This is a genomic window from Pseudomonas sp. W2Jun17 (genome assembly GCF_023127795.1).
GTDB classification, from domain to species: Bacteria; Pseudomonadota; Gammaproteobacteria; order Pseudomonadales; family Pseudomonadaceae; genus Aquipseudomonas; species Aquipseudomonas synxantha_A.
In genome coordinates this window covers 289,087-303,759 of the sequence record NZ_SPKO01000040.1, presented here as the reverse complement: position 1 = coordinate 303,759, position 14,673 = coordinate 289,087, and the positions used below count along the sequence as shown (strand labels likewise).

General features: G+C 58.6%; 17 protein-coding genes. 2 read left to right on the top strand and 15 right to left on the bottom strand.

Features of this window, described 5'->3' with window-relative positions; genetic code table 11:
- Positions 1-36: 36 nt before the first annotated feature.
- From tolB to E4O98_RS27445, 13 genes are all read right to left on the bottom strand, one after another.
- Positions 37-1,317, bottom strand: coding sequence for a Tol-Pal system beta propeller repeat protein TolB (gene tolB / locus E4O98_RS27505; protein ID WP_032803700.1), 1,281 nt, complete (start codon positions 1,315-1,317; stop codon positions 37-39).
- 17 nt (positions 1,318-1,334) lie between these two features.
- Entirely contained in the window at positions 1,335-2,408 is a 1,074-nt protein-coding gene (tolA, locus tag E4O98_RS27500; RefSeq protein ID WP_248136786.1) for a cell envelope integrity protein TolA, read from the bottom strand.
- A complete protein-coding gene (gene tolR, locus E4O98_RS27495) occupies positions 2,408-2,860 on the bottom strand; it encodes a protein TolR (protein ID WP_161793227.1) in 453 nt (150 codons plus the stop codon). The genes tolA and tolR overlap by 1 nt, the downstream gene beginning before the upstream one ends.
- A 23-nt stretch (positions 2,861-2,883) precedes the next feature.
- Positions 2,884-3,579 carry a protein TolQ gene (tolQ, locus tag E4O98_RS27490; RefSeq protein WP_003193865.1) on the bottom strand — a complete coding sequence of 232 codons (696 nt, stop codon included), beginning with the start codon at positions 3,577-3,579 and terminating at the stop codon, positions 2,884-2,886.
- A 1-nt stretch (position 3,580) separates the two neighbouring features.
- Positions 3,581-4,036 (bottom strand): tol-pal system-associated acyl-CoA thioesterase, encoded by a 456-nt coding sequence (ybgC, locus tag E4O98_RS27485; protein ID WP_003175800.1) that lies wholly within the window; start codon positions 4,034-4,036, stop codon positions 3,581-3,583.
- Between the two features lie 140 nt (positions 4,037-4,176).
- Positions 4,177-5,235 carry a Holliday junction branch migration DNA helicase RuvB gene (gene ruvB, locus E4O98_RS27480; RefSeq protein ID WP_005790907.1) on the bottom strand — a complete coding sequence of 353 codons (1,059 nt, stop codon included), beginning with the start codon at positions 5,233-5,235 and terminating at the stop codon, positions 4,177-4,179.
- Positions 5,236-5,847: a Holliday junction branch migration protein RuvA gene (gene ruvA / locus E4O98_RS27475; protein WP_005790908.1), complete on the bottom strand. Its 612-nt coding sequence runs from the start codon at positions 5,845-5,847 to the stop codon at positions 5,236-5,238. It abuts the gene before it with no gap.
- A 68-nt stretch (positions 5,848-5,915) separates the two neighbouring features.
- Positions 5,916-6,440 carry a crossover junction endodeoxyribonuclease RuvC gene (gene ruvC / locus E4O98_RS27470; RefSeq protein WP_076949748.1) on the bottom strand — a complete coding sequence of 175 codons (525 nt, stop codon included), beginning with the start codon at positions 6,438-6,440 and terminating at the stop codon, positions 5,916-5,918.
- A gap of 171 nt (positions 6,441-6,611) precedes the next feature.
- Positions 6,612-7,358 (bottom strand): YebC/PmpR family DNA-binding transcriptional regulator, encoded by a 747-nt coding sequence (locus E4O98_RS27465; protein WP_032879699.1) that lies wholly within the window; start codon positions 7,356-7,358, stop codon positions 6,612-6,614.
- A gap of 136 nt (positions 7,359-7,494) precedes the next feature.
- Positions 7,495-9,270 carry an aspartate--tRNA ligase gene (gene aspS / locus E4O98_RS27460; RefSeq protein WP_005790914.1) on the bottom strand — a complete coding sequence of 592 codons (1,776 nt, stop codon included), beginning with the start codon at positions 9,268-9,270 and terminating at the stop codon, positions 7,495-7,497.
- Positions 9,271-9,378: 108 nt separating this feature from the next.
- A complete protein-coding gene (locus tag E4O98_RS27455; RefSeq protein WP_003193872.1) occupies positions 9,379-9,600 on the bottom strand; it encodes a zinc ribbon domain-containing protein in 222 nt (73 codons plus the stop codon).
- 170 nt (positions 9,601-9,770) lie between these two features.
- On the bottom strand, positions 9,771-10,124 hold the full coding sequence (locus E4O98_RS27450) for a ribbon-helix-helix domain-containing protein (protein ID WP_032803701.1): 354 nt from the start codon (positions 10,122-10,124) through the stop codon (positions 9,771-9,773).
- Between the two features lie 181 nt (positions 10,125-10,305).
- Positions 10,306-10,779 (bottom strand): Dps family protein, encoded by a 474-nt coding sequence (locus tag E4O98_RS27445; RefSeq protein ID WP_003193874.1) that lies wholly within the window; start codon positions 10,777-10,779, stop codon positions 10,306-10,308.
- A gap of 428 nt (positions 10,780-11,207) precedes the next feature.
- On the opposite strand from E4O98_RS27445, the gene E4O98_RS27695 reads away from it, so the two are divergent.
- Complete coding sequence (locus E4O98_RS27695) at positions 11,208-11,810, top strand: cold-shock protein (RefSeq protein WP_005790922.1); 603 nt, start codon at positions 11,208-11,210, stop codon at positions 11,808-11,810.
- A gap of 73 nt (positions 11,811-11,883) precedes the next feature.
- Here E4O98_RS27695 and E4O98_RS27435 read toward each other — a convergent pair whose 3' ends face one another.
- Together E4O98_RS27435 and E4O98_RS27430 are read right to left on the bottom strand one after the other, a co-directional pair.
- Positions 11,884-12,090 carry a SlyX family protein gene (locus E4O98_RS27435; RefSeq protein WP_005790924.1) on the bottom strand — a complete coding sequence of 69 codons (207 nt, stop codon included), beginning with the start codon at positions 12,088-12,090 and terminating at the stop codon, positions 11,884-11,886.
- A gap of 3 nt (positions 12,091-12,093) precedes the next feature.
- A complete protein-coding gene (locus tag E4O98_RS27430) occupies positions 12,094-12,519 on the bottom strand; it encodes an HIT domain-containing protein (RefSeq protein WP_032879698.1) in 426 nt (141 codons plus the stop codon).
- Positions 12,520-13,259: 740 nt separating this feature from the next.
- Here E4O98_RS27430 and E4O98_RS27425 point away from each other — a divergent pair.
- The gene (locus tag E4O98_RS27425) at positions 13,260-14,558 is read left to right on the top strand and encodes an OprD family porin (RefSeq protein ID WP_248136783.1); all 1,299 of its coding nucleotides are present in this window, start codon (positions 13,260-13,262) and stop codon (positions 14,556-14,558) included.
- The last annotated feature ends 115 nt before the right edge of the window (positions 14,559-14,673 follow it).

Here is a 14,673-nt window from a genome sequence, read left to right as displayed (position 1 = left end):
CCCAGTGTGTTAAGTACTTCTTTTTGTAGCGCCGCGTCAGTTCAGGTAAGGGGACCAGGATGGTTCTCTGACTTCGCCTTGTGCGGTAGGAAGTGGGAGCCTTACGCGTCCATTGATGGACACGAGCATCAAGACTCCCCGGCCCTGCTGGCGGGTGGCGTAGATTACCATGGTGCCGTTGGGCGCAACAGTGGCTGACTCATCAAGGTTGGTATCTGTAAGGATTTTAACGGTTCCGCGCTGCAAATCCTGGGCCGCAACCCGGAAATTAGTGAAACCATCCTGACGGTGAATCATCACCAACGTCTTTTCATCGGCCGAAAGCTTGGGGTTGGCGTTGTAGTTACCGATAAAGGTCACACGCTCAGCACCGCCACCGTTCACGTTTGCCTTGTAGACCTGAGGCTTGCCGCCACGGTCGGAGGTGAAGTAGATGGTCGAACCATCCTTACCCCAGAACGGTTCGGTGTTGATGCCCGGGCCGCTGGTCACGCGACTCAGTTGGCGCGAGGCCATGTTCATCACGTAGATATCCGGATTGCCGTCCTTGGAGAGCACGAAAGCCAGGCGCGAACCATCCGGCGACCAGGCTGGCGCACCGTTGAGGCCTTCAAAGTTGGTGATCTGCTCGCGACGACCCGTATCAATGTGCTGCACGAAGATGCGCGGGCGACGCTGTTCGAACGATACGTAGGCAATACGCTTGCCGTCCGGCGCGAAGCGCGGCGACAGGATTGGCTCGCGGGACTGCAGCAAGGTCACTGCACGTGCGCCGTCGTAGTCCGAACGTTGCAGGGTGTAGCGGGTGTTGTCTACCGAGAAACGCTCAGCCGTGACATACAGCAGGCGCGTCGAGAACGCCCCTTTGATACCGGTGAGCTTTTCAAACGACTGGTCCGAGATGTAGTGGGCCATGTCGCGCAGTTGCTCGGCGGTACCCGATACGCTGCCGGTCAGGACCTGCTGCTCGGTGGCCACGTTGAACAACGTGTACTGGATCTGCAGGCGACCACCGGCCGGCGTGATGTTGCCCACCATCACGTACTGCGCGCCCACGGCTTTCCAGTCACGGAACACGACTTCGCTGGCCTGGTTGGGCTGGCTGATCATGTTGCCTTTGGGGATCGGCGCGTAGTAACCGGAGTTACGCAGGTCGTCGCTGACGATCTGGGCCATGTCGTCCGGCAGCACGCTGCCGCCCTGCCAACCGAAGGGTACGACTGCAATCGGAGTAGCCCGATCGCTGCCGCTGGTTACCAGGATGTTCTTTTCATCCGCCGCCGCTATCCCTGCCATACAGCAAATAACGACAAGCATTCCTCGAAGAAGGTTTCTCACAAGGCTAGATCCTCAGGTGTGAATGTCATCTTGAATGAACGATAGGGAGCGAAGTCACTTGGTTTCATTCCCTGCATCTCGGTCAACCGGCCAATATTCTTGACTGCGGCAACCGCTGAACTGTCGAACGTACCGTCACCACTGGACTTGGCCACGCTGACCGAAGTCACCGTACCGTCCGGCAACATGCCGATCTGCAGCACTACTGTCATGCCTTTGCGTGCCGAAGGTGGACGTGTCCAGCCTTCCGCTGCCCGCGCTCGAATCAGATCGTCGAAACTGCCCGCGACTTCATCACCACGTTCATCGGCCAGGGATTGCTGACGCTGCGGCGTGTCGGAAAGCAAATCTGCCAGGGCCTGGGCCTTTTTCTCTTCGGCGGATTTGCGTGCTGCTTCCTGGGCCTTTTTCTTGGAGGCGTCGGCGGCAGCTTTCTTCTTCGCTTCGTCGGCGACTTTCTTCTTCGCCTCGTCTGCTTCAGCTTTTTTCTTGGCGTCTTCGGCGGCTTTCTTCTTCGCGTCTTCGACTATCTTTTTCTTGGCTTCTTCAGCGGCCTTTTTCTTGGCCTCTTCCTCGGCAGCCTTCTTGGCTTCTTCTTCAGATTTCTTCTTGGCTATATCAGCCAATTGTTTCTCTTCAGCCTTTTTGGCTTCGGCAGCTTTCTCGGCTTTCTTGGCTTCATCAGCCTTTTTCGCCTCGTCGGCTTTCTTGGCTTCGTCGGCCTTTTTCGATTCCTCGGCCTTTTGAGCCGCCTCTTCTTTCTTTTGTTCCGCAGCAGCCTTCACCGCTTCCTGCTCGACCTTCTTCTGTTCCATCTGCTCGACTTCAGTCTGGCGCGCAGCCGACTTCTGGGCCTCACCTGCAATCTTCTGATTGGTCTGGGTGGTGGCCTGGCTTTTCGATTTCAGCTGATACAGGGTCGCCTGCACGATCGGCTTGGCTGGCGGCAGGTCCGGGGTCATGGCAAAGCTGACAAACAGCATGCCGAACACCAGGACGTGCAGGGCTATCGCCCACACGCCAGGCCAGAAGTAGCTTTCCGAGGCGGACGGCTCTCGCTGTTGCTGCATCAGGGCGCCTCGGTAATCAAGCCAACGTTACCGACGCCGGCTTTCTGCAGCCCGCCCATGGCACCCATGACGGAGCCGTAGTCGACCGATTTGTCGCCGCGGATAAATACCTGAGTGTGCTTGCCGCCTTCGTTGCCGGAGCGAATGATCTTGGTCACCGCATCGGTCATCGCCGGCAAAGTCAGGGCCTTGTCCTGCTGCTTCTGGGTGTCGACTTCGCTGCCAAGGTTCCAGTAATAGGTCTTGTCAGCCTTGATCGAAATGGTCAGGACCTGCGTGTTGTTGTCCTGCGGCAAGGCTTCACTGGAAACCTTGGGCAGATCAACCTTCACGCCCTGGTTGAGCATCGGCGCGGTCACCATGAAGATCACCAGCAGCACCAGCATCACGTCGATGTAGGGCACTACGTTCATCTCGGCGACCGGCTTGCGCTTTTTGCGAGCTCGAGCGATTAAAGCCATTGGGAATTACCTGCTTATTCTTCGCTGGTGTGCACTTTACGGTGCAGGATCGCCTGGAATTCATCGGCGAAGGTGTAGTAACGGCCGATCAAGGTTTCGCTGGTTGCGGCAAAACGGTTGTAGGCGATTACTGCGGGGATAGCGGCAAACAGGCCGATCGCGGTGGCGATCAGGGCTTCGGCAATACCCGGGGCCACGGTGGCCAGCGTGGCTTGCTGGGCCTGGGCCAGGCCGCGGAAGGAGTTCATGATCCCCCATACGGTACCGAACAGGCCGATGTACGGGCTGACGGAACCGACGGTGGCGAGGAACGGCAGGCCCTGCTCGAGTTTCTCTTCTTCGCGGGAGATGGCCACGCGCATGGCACGGGCCACGCCTTCCATCACCGCTTCAGGGTCGACACCCGGCTGCTGGCGCAGGCGCGAGAATTCCTTGAAACCGGCACGGAAGATCTGCTCGACGCCCGAATCCGGGTCCGGGTTGCTGCCGGCCTGGCGGTACAGTTTGGACAGGTCGATACCCGACCAGAAGCGCTCTTCGAAGCTCTCCAGGGCACGTCGACCGGCGCGCAGCATGTTGCTGCGCTGAAAAATCATGACCCAAGAGGTAACCGATGCGGCTACCAGGGTCAGCATGACCAGTTGAACCACGACACTGGCATTGCTGACCAGGCTCCACATGGAGGAATGGTCGACGACGGTAGGTTCCACGCTAAATCTCCTGCTTTGATTGTTTACCCGCGCCGCTCACGGCGGCAAAGGCCGCGCGTAGAGTTTCGGGAATGGCCCGAGGTTTCAAACTGTTGGTGCGTACACATGCCACCAGGAACTGCCCCTCACAGAGCAGCGTTGCATCCGTTGCCCGCCTGACCTGCTGTTTGAATCGCAGGCTGGCACGGTTCAATTCGATGACCTCAGCGCTGACCAGCAATTCATCGTCCAGTCGCGCCGGTGCGTGATAACGCGCCTCGCTGGAATGCACGACGAATAACAGGTCCTCCCCTGCCAGCGTGGATTGGGCAAAGCCCAGCTCCCGTAGCCGCTCGGTTCGAGCCCGCTCCATGAATTTCAGGTAGTTGACGTAATACACGATGCCGCCGGCATCGGTGTCCTCGTAATAAACGCGACAGCGATGTGCGAACGACTGATCCCCGTTTTGCGCGCGCATACTCTAGTGCTTACTCCTCAGGTTGCCAATCCGGCTGGACAACTGTTTTTTCATTCCTGAACGCTTTTGCAGTGACTCAAATGACGACGCCAGACACTGGGACAGCACAAAGCTCAGATAAATCGTCCGGCGTTAGCTTTTTAATCGTCCACTGCATCAAGGAATTCGTCTACCGCAGGCATCTCGCCCAATCGTGACGGAATGTTTAGCCCAAAGTGCAAATAGGCATGGCGCGTCACCACCCGGCCCCTCGGTGTACGCATGATATAGCCTTGCTGGATCAGGTACGGCTCCAACACATCCTCAATGGTATGGCGCTCTTCACTGATAGCCGCCGCCAGGCTGTCCACGCCGACCGGGCCACCGTCGAACTTCTCGATCATGGTCAAGAGTAGACGTCGATCCTGGTGATCGAAGCCGTGCTCGTCCACGTCCAGCAGGTTCAAGGCCAGGTCCGCGACCGCCTTGGTGATGTGCCCTTTGGCACGCACTTCGGCAAAATCGCGCACGCGGCGCAGCAAACGGTTGGCGATACGTGGCGTGCCGCGCGCGCGCCGGGCGATTTCAAAGGCGCCTTCCGGGTCCAGGGGCAAGCCAAGGATGCTCGCCGAACGGCTGACGATGGTCGCCAGATCAGCGGTGCTATAGAACTCCAGACGTTGAACAATGCCGAAACGGTCTCGCAGCGGGTTGGTCAGCATACCCGCACGCGTGGTCGCGCCCACCAGAGTGAAAGGTGGCAGGTCGAGCTTGATCGAACGGGCTGCCGGGCCTTCGCCGATCATGATGTCGAGCTGGAAGTCTTCCATCGCCGGGTACAGCACTTCTTCGACAATCGGTGATAACCGATGGATCTCGTCGATAAACAGTACGTCATGGGGTTCAAGATTGGTCAGCAGCGCTGCCAGGTCACCGGGACGCTCCAGCACCGGGCCGGAGGTGGACTTGATCGACACGCCCATTTCCTGGGCGATGATATTGGCCAGGGTAGTCTTGCCCAAACCCGGCGGGCCGAAGATCAGGGTGTGGTCCAGGGACTCACTGCGCCCGCGCGCGGCCTGGATAAACAGCTCCATCTGCTCGCGCACGGTGGGCTGGCCGATGTATTCGGCCAGGCTCAGGGGGCGGATGGCCCGGTCCTGGACTTCTTCACGGTCACGCGGGCCGGTGGCCGCGATCAGACGATCAGCTTCAATCACTTAAATCATTCCCTTCAGGGCTCGGCGGATCATGTCTTCGCTGCTCAGGTTCTTGTCCTTGATGGCCGATACCGCCTTGCTGGCTTCCTGAGGCTTGTAGCCCAGGGAGATCAACGCACTGACGGCATCGCTTTCGGCACTGGCGATCTGGCCTGCCGGCATATCCGGCTGGTTCGGTACCAGGGCGAACATGCTCGGCACCACTTCCCAGGCCTTGAAGCGGTCCTTGAGCTCCACCAACAGGCGCTCGGCGGTTTTCTTGCCCACTCCCGGCACCTTGGTCAGGGCCGAGGTATCCTGGGCGGATACAGCACGCACCAATTCATCCACTTCCAGGCTCGACATCAAGGCCAGGGCCAATTTGGGCCCCACGCCATTGAGACGAATCAGCTCGCGGAAGAAATCGCGGTCGCGCTTGCCGATGAAACCATAGAGCAGTTGCGCGTCTTCACGCACTACCAAATGCGTGTGCAAGGTTATCGGCTCGCCGACCGACGGCAAGCGGTACAACGTGGTCATGGGCACTTCCAGCTCATAACCCAACCCATTCACATCCAGAATCAGGTGCGGCGGCTGTTTTTCGGCCAGGGTGCCGCGCAAGCGTCCAATCACGGTTCAGATCCTTAAAGCTTGGGGGTCAGATCAGGGCCTGACCGCAAATAACCAATGCGCTGATGCTATCAGAGACGCAGCCGCCCGCCACGACTACGTGCCGTTCCCAAGCCGTGAGGCAGCAGGCTGGAACGGGTATGTGCATGGCAAATGGCGATGGCCAGGGCGTCGGAGGCGTCGATCTGCGGTTTTGAAGTGAGCTTGAGCATGTGCATGACCATCATCTGCACCTGTTCCTTGTTGGCTGCACCGGTGCCGACCACGGCCTGTTTGACCTGGGTCGCGGTGTATTCAGCGATCTCCATGCCCTCCTCGGCACCCGCCACGATGGCAGCGCCACGGGCCTGGCCGAGCTTGAGAGCCGAATCGGCGTTCTTGGCCATGAAGACCTTTTCGATGCCCATGGTGATCGGGCCGTAGGTCTGGATGACTTCACGTACGCCGCGATAGACGATCTGCAGCCGCTCGGCCAATTCCCCTGCGCCGGTGCGGATGCAGCCCGAGGCAACATAGATGCAGCCGCGCGGGGTCTGCTGCACCACGCCAAAACCGGTGATGCGCGAACCGGGGTCGATACCTAGGATTAAAGTCATAACGCCTGCGGGTTGGATAAACACATTTTTTGATACACAGAGACTCTAATGTGGGAGGGGGCTTGCTCCCGATGAGGGAGTGTCAGTAAGTACATTTGTGACTGACCCACCGCCATCGGGAGCAAGCCCCCTCCCACACAAGCCCCTCCCACATTGGGATATTCATCGTTCTTAAGTGAGCTGTTCGGCCACAGACTCAGGGATGTCGGCATTCGAATACACATTCTGCACATCATCCAGGTCTTCAAGCATATCCAGCATCTTCAACACCTTCTGCGCCCCCTCCAGGTCCAGCTCGGCACTGGTGGTCGGCAGCATCACGATTTCCGCGTCGGTGCCGCTGAAACCAGCAGCTTGCAGGGCATTACGCACGGCGTAGAAGCTGGCGAACGAGGTAAACACATCGATAGAGCCGTCTTCGTTGGTGACCACGTCGTCGGCGTCCGCTTCCATCGCGGCTTCCATCAGCGCGTCTTCATCGGTGCCAGGAGCGAAGGTGATCTGCCCTTTGCGTTCGAACAGGTAGGCCACCGAACCATCCGTGCCGAGGTTGCCACCGCATTTGCTGAACGCGTGGCGCACGGCTGCGGCGGTGCGGTTGCGGTTATCGGTCATGCACTCGACCATCACCGCCACGCCGCCCGGGCCGTAGCCTTCATAGGTCAGTTCGACCATATCGTCGGTGTCGGCCGCACCGGCACCACGAGCCACGGCGCGGTCAATGATGTCGCGGCTCATGTTGGCACCCAGCGCCTTGTCCAGCGCCAGGCGCAGACGCGGGTTAGAGCCCGGGTCACCGCCGCCCTGACGGGCTGCGACGGTCAGTTCGCGAATCCACTTGGTGAAGATCTTGCCCTTCTTGGCATCCTGACGCTCTTTGCGGTGCTTGATGTTCGCCCACTTGGAATGGCCAGCCATAACACAACTCCGAAATTCTCTAGAAACCTTATCAATCCCGCCCCCGGCGGGATTTCCCTCTTTTAAACGCAAAGGCGCATCCGAAGATGCGCCTTTTTGACTGCGTACAACCTTATCGCGCTTTCACGCTGCAGCCTTACTCAGCCTTCGGCGTCTCGCGCAGACGGATGTGCAGTTCGCGCAACGCCTTGGCATCCACCACACCTGGGGCCTGGGTCATGACGTCCGCAGCGCTCTGGGTTTTCGGGAAGGCGATCACTTCACGGATCGACTGGGCGCCGGTCATCAGCATCACCAGACGGTCCAGGCCGAACGCCAAACCACCGTGCGGTGGCGCGCCGTATTTCAGGGCGTCGAGCAGGAAGCCGAACTTCTCTTCCTGTTCCGCTTCGTTGATGCCCAGCAGGCGGAACACCGCTTGTTGCATCTCTTTGCGGTGGATACGGATCGAACCGCCACCCAGCTCAGTACCGTTGAGCACCATGTCGTAGGCACGGGACAGTGCGCCTGCCGGGTTGGCTTCCAACTCCTGCGGGGAGCACTTCGGCGCGGTGAACGGGTGGTGCAACGCGCTGAAGCTGCCGTCGTCGTTCTCTTCGAACATCGGGAAGTCGACGACCCACATCGGTGCCCATTCGCAGGTCAGCAGGTTCAGGTCGTGACCGAGCTTGATACGCAGCGCGCCCAGGGCTTCGCTGACGATCTTGGCCTTGTCGGCGCCGAAGAACACGATGTCGCCGTCAACGGCACCGACACGATCGAGGATCGTGTTCAGGTTGGCTTCAGGGATGTTTTTCACGATCGGCGATTGCAGGCCGTCAACGCCGTTGGCGCGCTCGTTGACCTTGATGTACGCCAGGCCCTTGGCACCATAGATGCCGACAAACTTGGTGTAGTCGTCGATCTGCTTGCGCGGCATGCTCGCGCCGCCAGGTACGCGCAGGGCAGCAATGCGGCATTTAGGGTCGTTGGCCGGGCCGCTGAACACCTTGAAGTCGACATCCTTGAGCTGGTCGGCCACGTCCACCAGTTCCAGCGGGTTACGCAGGTCTGGCTTGTCGGAACCGTAGCGGCGCATGGCTTCTTCGAAGGTCATGTGCGGGAATTCGCCGAACTCCAGGTCCAGCACTTCCTTGAACAGGTTGCGGATCATCTGCTCGGTCAGGCCCATGATCTCTTTTTCATCGAGGAAGCTGGTCTCGATGTCGATCTGGGTGAATTCCGGCTGGCGGTCAGCGCGCAGGTCTTCGTCACGGAAGCACTTGGCGATCTGGTAGTAACGGTCGAAGCCAGCCACCATCAGCAGTTGCTTGAACAGCTGCGGCGATTGCGGCAAGGCGAAGAAGCTGCCGGCGTGGGTACGGCTAGGCACCAGGTAGTCACGTGCGCCTTCCGGGGTAGCCCGGGTGAGGATCGGCGTCTCGACATCAAGGAAGCCGTTCTCGTCCAGGAAGCGACGGATGCTGGTGGTCATGCGCGAACGCAGGCGCAGCTTCTCGGCCATTTCCGGACGACGCAGGTCCAGGAAGCGGTAGCGCAGGCGGGTTTCTTCGCCAACGTCGGAGTATTCGTTGAGTGGGAACGGCGGGGTTTCCGACTCGTTCAGCACTTCCAGCTCATAGCCCAGCACTTCAATGCCGCCGGACGCCATGTTCTTGTTCACGGCACCGGCCGGACGCAGGCGTACCTTGCCGGTGATCTTGACGACGTATTCGCTGCGCACGCGGTCGGCGGCGGCGAAGCTCTCGGCGCGGTCCGGGTCGAACACTACCTGGGCCAGACCATCGCGATCACGGATATCGAGGAAGATCACCCCGCCGTGGTCGCGGCGACGGTGAACCCATCCGCAAAGGGTGATTTCCTGACCTTCCAGGGTCTCGTTCAGTTGGCCGCAATAGTGGCTGCGCATCATGGTCGTGGTTTCACTTCTCGTAATTCGAAATTCGGTGGCAGGCCCGCCTCGTCACCGTACATTAAAGCAGGGGACGGATAATGCAGGAGCCTGCGCGTAGAGTTCAACTCAGTCTGCTTTGTCGCCGCCGGCCAGGTTCTTCTTGGCACCGGTCTTGAAATCAGTCTCGTACCAGCCGCTGCCGCTCAGGCGGAAGCCCGGCATGGACAACATCTTCTTCAACTCAGGTGCCTGGCAGGCAGGGCAATCGACCAGCGGCGCTGCGCTGATCTTCTGAATGGCTTCCAACTGGTGACCACAGGAAGCGCATTGATAGTCGTACATGGGCATGGAGATGTCTCGGCGATCAGATCGTTACAGCGCCACGCCCTGCCCTGTGCATAAAGCCCCGGCATGCGCAGCAAAGCGCGGGATTATATCTGGTAAATCGACACAGCGCAGCCGGCTTTCTGCCCCGGGGCCGGCCCACAAGGATGAAGGCCGGGCCCAGGGCCGCCGGGCTACGACGCGAAGGTGCCCTCAGCGGCGGGAGCAACCCGGCCCTTGAGCACGTGAACCACGCACACCACCCTCACCAGCCCACTGAAGTTCTTCACGCCTCCGTAACGCAAATGCACTTCCCGATCGACATAGGACAACAAGGCACTGACCGAACAGGCATTGATCCTGGCGATCTCCGTCAGGATGTTCCAGTAGATCTGCTCAAGCCGCAGGCAGGTCGAAAACCCATTGAGCCTGACCGACCGCGACAAGGGCTTGGCCAGCCCCATATCGAACCCTTTTGCAAAAGGGTCGACCTTTATCTTGTGAAAACCACAGGTTTCCATCACTCCTTTACCCATTCCACGTGACATACACCCGACACTCCATTGCCAAACAGCAGCCAATGGGCTTCTCCCATTGAACGATGGGCCTATAAAACAGCACCCAGCGTGCAGCAGCCAGAAGACGGGGAGTCGTTAGTCGTAGGACAACGCCAGGAAGCGCAGGGAAACAAGCAGGCAGCGCTGAAACAGCGCCGCCCGGGTTCGACAGTTACTGGTTTTCGAGCAGCGAACGCAGCATCCACGCGGTTTTCTCGTGTACCTGCATACGCTGGGTCAACAGGTCGGCCGTCGGCTCATCGCTGACCTTGTCCAGCAGCGGGAAGATGCCTCGGGCGGTACGCGTAACCGCTTCCTGACCGGCCACCAGTTGCTTGATCATCTCTTCGGCGCTCGGCACACCCTCCTCTTCCTTGATCGAAGACAGGCGGGCGTAGATTGAATAGGCGCCCGGCGCCGGGAAGCCCAGGGCACGGATGCGCTCGGCAATGGAGTCCACCGCCAGCGCCAATTCGTTGTACTGCTCCTCGAACATCAAGTGCAGCGTACGAAACATGGGGCCTGTGACGTTCCAATGGAAGTTGTGGGTCTTCAGATACAGAACATAGGTATCGGACAGCAGTCGTGAAAGTCCGTCGACGATGGACTTACGGTCTTCTTCACTGATACCAATATCGATTGCCATGTTTTTCCCCTTCAATTGACGAGTATTCATTGATCAGGTGCAGGACCACTCTAGCAAGAGAGCGAGCCGCATGCAGCCCGTCACACCCAGGCGACCTGCGGCAAATCGCCCCGCATCGCTTGCAACTCGCGAATTGGCAAGCCTTTTTAGCCGTAGGAACGGTCTCGCAACGCCCGCCAAAAAATCCTGCACCTGTCTAGGACAAGCGTTTGCTGCACAAATGCCGTTGCCGTCGCAACACCCCGAAATGCTTGATTTGAGTAGGCACAGCCTTTGCTGTTAAATAGACGCCGTGTGGCTGCCGTTTATTCCTGCGGCACTTCACATAGGCTGATACCCGTGCACGTGCTCAACGCCTCCCATTGTTCAGAAGCGAACCGTGCCAGTCAGCTCTTCCTTGTGATCCGTCTTAACGTGAGTTAATCAAAATGTTGAAAATCGTCCACCTGCTAACGGGCGTTGCAGCTTTGCTGCTGTCCTTTATCCCGAGCCTGCAGCCTGAAAGCCTGCCCTACCTGCAACAACATGACGCTCTGTACCTGGCCTTGTTCGGCCTTCTTAACCTGACGCTCGCACCGGTAATCCCTTACTGGAACAAAGGCACGCGTCATCAACTGCAAAACCTGGTCAGTGCGCTGCTGGTGCTGACTGTTGTTGTTCAAACCCTCACCCTTTTGGCGCCTATGCCTGAAGTGGGTGGCCATCCGGCTATCCTGCTCAGCCTGGTGATTGCTGTGGTTGCCATTGTTCTTCACCTGGCCATCAGCTTCTACCGTTCGTCTCCGGCGGCCGCGTCGCAAAACTACGACATGACCAACCGGGATACCGGTACCGTCAAGTGGTTCAACACCTCCAAAGGCTTCGGCTTCATTTCCCGCGATTCGGGCGACGATATCTTCGTCCACTTCCGGGCTATCCGTGGCGAAGGCCATCGCGTGCTGGTCGAAGGCCAGCGCGTGGAGTTCTCGGTGATGAACCGTGACAAGGGCCTGCAAGCCGAAGACGTCATCGCTGCCCTGCCGCGTCGCTGATCCCAAGCCTTCGCAGCAAAAAAAACCGCGATCCGGCGTTGGCTGGATCGCGGTTTTTTATGGCCTGTGCATTTCAATAGTGCGGCGGCGGCGCTTCTTCTTCAGATGACTCGAACTGGCCGCCCATTTCTTCCTGGCGCTTGAGCAAGGCCGTCATTTGCAATTGCAGGCGTTCAACCGCCCGCTGCTGTGTGACCAGGATGTCGTTGAGGGTCTCGATGGTGTCGTCCTGGAAGGCCAGGCGGCTTTCCAGGTCGGTAACGCGCTCTTGCAGGTCCATGATTCAGTCCTGGGTAAAGATGAAGTCGGCAGGCAACAGCGCACGCAATCGAGCGCGAATCGCCGCCACTTGCTCTTGGGTATAGGGCCGGGCCGGATGCTTGCCCCACACCGGCGCCGGCCAGGCCGCGTCATCGCGTTTGCGCACGATCACATGCACATGCAATTGGCTGACGACGTTACCCAGCGCACCGATATTCATCTTGTCAGCGGCCAGCCCCTCGTTAAGCAGTTGCGCCAGGGCCGTCGTTTCTTGCCACAAGGTTTGTTGATCTGCGACATCCAGTTGAAACACTTCGCTGATACCGTCGATGCGTGGCACCAGAATGAACCAGGGGTAATTGGCGTCATTGGACAGCAGCAGGCGACAGAGCGGGAAGTCCCCAATGGCCAAGGTATCTTGTTGCAGGCGTTGATCTAAGGCGAACACGTGGGCACTCCGTTCGGCAGGTCGGGACAGGCGCCCAGCATACCTTTGAACGCCCAAGGCTTCACGGCCAATCCTGGCACTGTTGAGGCGGGCGGGTGAAAAAATGCACCTTTTGGAGGCAGAAAAACAGTTGATCTACGCTAGACCGGGCCTCAACGGCACGCACCAAAATGACCCACTCGTGCGTCAAAGGGATCCGCCAATTACCCACTGATGGGGTTAACCGGTAACGTTTTACTCAGGTGCAGGTATTGCGTAGCACCGAACAGCGGTAACACCCTGGGAGTCATGCCCAAACCAAACGGCGTAAAAGGCCCGTGCTTATGCGGTTTTTACACTCCCATCACGCTTTTCACGAAAAAATGACATTCGCTCACCGGTTTGAGCACGCTTGTTGCATTCACCCCGGTATCGTCGGCAACGGCACCGGCCTGGAAGCAGGTGTTTCGCGATAAAAGTAGTGGCGTTTCAGTGTGTATCAAGGAAGTGTTCAAACTTTGAAAGAAGTCTGAAAACAGCATTGAAGTTGTCAGCCTGGATACATTTCTGGCTGTGAATTTGCGACATGGATCTAGCGATTTACGACAGCCTCGTAAAGAAGCTGAAAGGATAATTGAGTAAGTATCGTCAATAGAGCCTGCGTGAGATAACTTTGCGCCGGCAAAAAAAGAAAGAGCCGCCCAGATAAAAATACAGGTGGGACGGCAGTACTCTTCCTAAAACCAAAGGAGCAAATCACGATGCGCGTGATGAAGTGGAGCATGATCGCCCTGGCTGTTTCAGCAGGCACCTCGCAGTTCGCAATGGCGTCCGCCCAGGACGATTCCAAGGGCTTTGTTGAAGACAGTACTTTCAGCATCAATACTCGCGCTCTGTACTTCAGCCGCGACTTCCGTAATGAGCCAGGGGGCGGTTACAGCACCGTCAACGGCAAGCGTAAAAGCCGCGCCGAAGAAACCGGCCTGGGCTTCAATGCCCTGTACGAATCGGGCTTCACCCAGGGCACCATTGGTGTCGGTGTGGACGTGATCGGCCTGATGGGCCTCAAGCTCGACAGCGGCAAGGGTCGCGCCGGCACAGGTCTGTTCCCTACCGGTTCCGACGGTCGCTCCCAGGACGACTACTCCAAAGGCGGCGGCGCAGTTAAGTTCCGCATCTCCAATACCGTGTTGAAAGTGGGTGACCAATACACCACCGCACCGGTGTTCGCCTCTGATGACAGCCGTCTGTTGCCGGAGCTGCCACAAGGTATCTCGATCACCAGCAACGAGATCAAGGGCCTGAAGCTTGAGGGCGGCCACTTCACCTCAAGCGTCGCGCAGGCGCAGACCTACCACGACAGCCTGGGCCTGACCAAAACCGACTTTGTCGGCGGCGTCTATGCCTTCACTCCAGAAGTCACCGGTAGCCTGTACTACGCGAAAACCGAAGATTACTTCCGCAAGTACTACAGCAACCTGAACTGGACCCACGCCCTGAGCGATGACCAGTCGTTCGCGCTGGACTTCAACATCTACGATACCAAGAGCGATGGCGCCGGCCTGCAACGTGCAGAGAAGGATGGTGTGACCAAGCTCGACAACCGCGCGTTCAGCTTGCAGGGTGCCTACACCATCGGCGCGCACACCTTCACCCTGGCAGCCCAGAAGGTTACCGGTGACGGCGACTACGGCTACGGCGTAGACGGCGGCGGCACGGTGTTCCTGGCCAACTCCATCGCCCGTTCCGACTTCAACGCCGAAGGCGAGAAGTCCTACCAGGCGCGCTATGACATCAACATGGCAACCTTCGGCATTCCTGGCCTGAGCTTCATGACGCGTTACGTTACCGGTAGCGGCGCCAACACCGGCACTACCAGCAACGGCAAAGAATGGGAACGCGACATCGAAGCCAAGTACGTGATCCAGAGCGGCCCGGCAAAAAACCTGAGCCTGCGCCTGCGTCAAGCGACTTATCGTTCCGGGGATGGCGTTTACTACGGTTCGCCTTCGATCGACGAACTGCGCCTGATCGCGCACTACCCGCTGAACATCTTGTAATTGCCGGTTTAATTACAACGATGGCTTGAGGCTTCGGCCTTAAACAAAAAGCCGCTCCTGCGTTTAACAGGGAGCGGCTTTTTTATTGCAGTTTTGTTTCAAACAACAAAACAAC

Coding starts and splice junctions, on each gene's coding strand:
- E4O98_RS27455 (WP_003193872.1), bottom strand. CDS start 9,600: ATGCCCATGTACGACTATCAATGCGCTTCCTGTGGTCACCAGTTGGAA.
- E4O98_RS27435 (WP_005790924.1), bottom strand. CDS start 12,090: ATGGACCTGCAAGAGCGCGTTACCGACCTGGAAAGCCGCCTGGCCTTC.
- E4O98_RS27465 (WP_032879699.1), bottom strand. CDS start 7,358: ATGGCTGGCCATTCCAAGTGGGCGAACATCAAGCACCGCAAAGAGCGT.
- ybgC (WP_003175800.1), bottom strand. CDS start 4,036: ATGCGCGCGCAAAACGGGGATCAGTCGTTCGCACATCGCTGTCGCGTT.
- tolA (WP_248136786.1), bottom strand. CDS start 2,408: ATGCAGCAACAGCGAGAGCCGTCCGCCTCGGAAAGCTACTTCTGGCCT.
- E4O98_RS27450 (WP_032803701.1), bottom strand. CDS start 10,124: ATGTCACGTGGAATGGGTAAAGGAGTGATGGAAACCTGTGGTTTTCAC.
- E4O98_RS27445 (WP_003193874.1), bottom strand. CDS start 10,779: ATGGCAATCGATATTGGTATCAGTGAAGAAGACCGTAAGTCCATCGTC.
- aspS (WP_005790914.1), bottom strand. CDS start 9,270: ATGATGCGCAGCCACTATTGCGGCCAACTGAACGAGACCCTGGAAGGT.
- ruvC (WP_076949748.1), bottom strand. CDS start 6,440: ATGACTTTAATCCTAGGTATCGACCCCGGTTCGCGCATCACCGGTTTT.
- E4O98_RS27695 (WP_005790922.1), top strand. CDS start 11,208: ATGTTGAAAATCGTCCACCTGCTAACGGGCGTTGCAGCTTTGCTGCTG.
- tolB (WP_032803700.1), bottom strand. CDS start 1,317: ATGCTTGTCGTTATTTGCTGTATGGCAGGGATAGCGGCGGCGGATGAA.
- E4O98_RS27425 (WP_248136783.1), top strand. CDS start 13,260: ATGCGCGTGATGAAGTGGAGCATGATCGCCCTGGCTGTTTCAGCAGGC.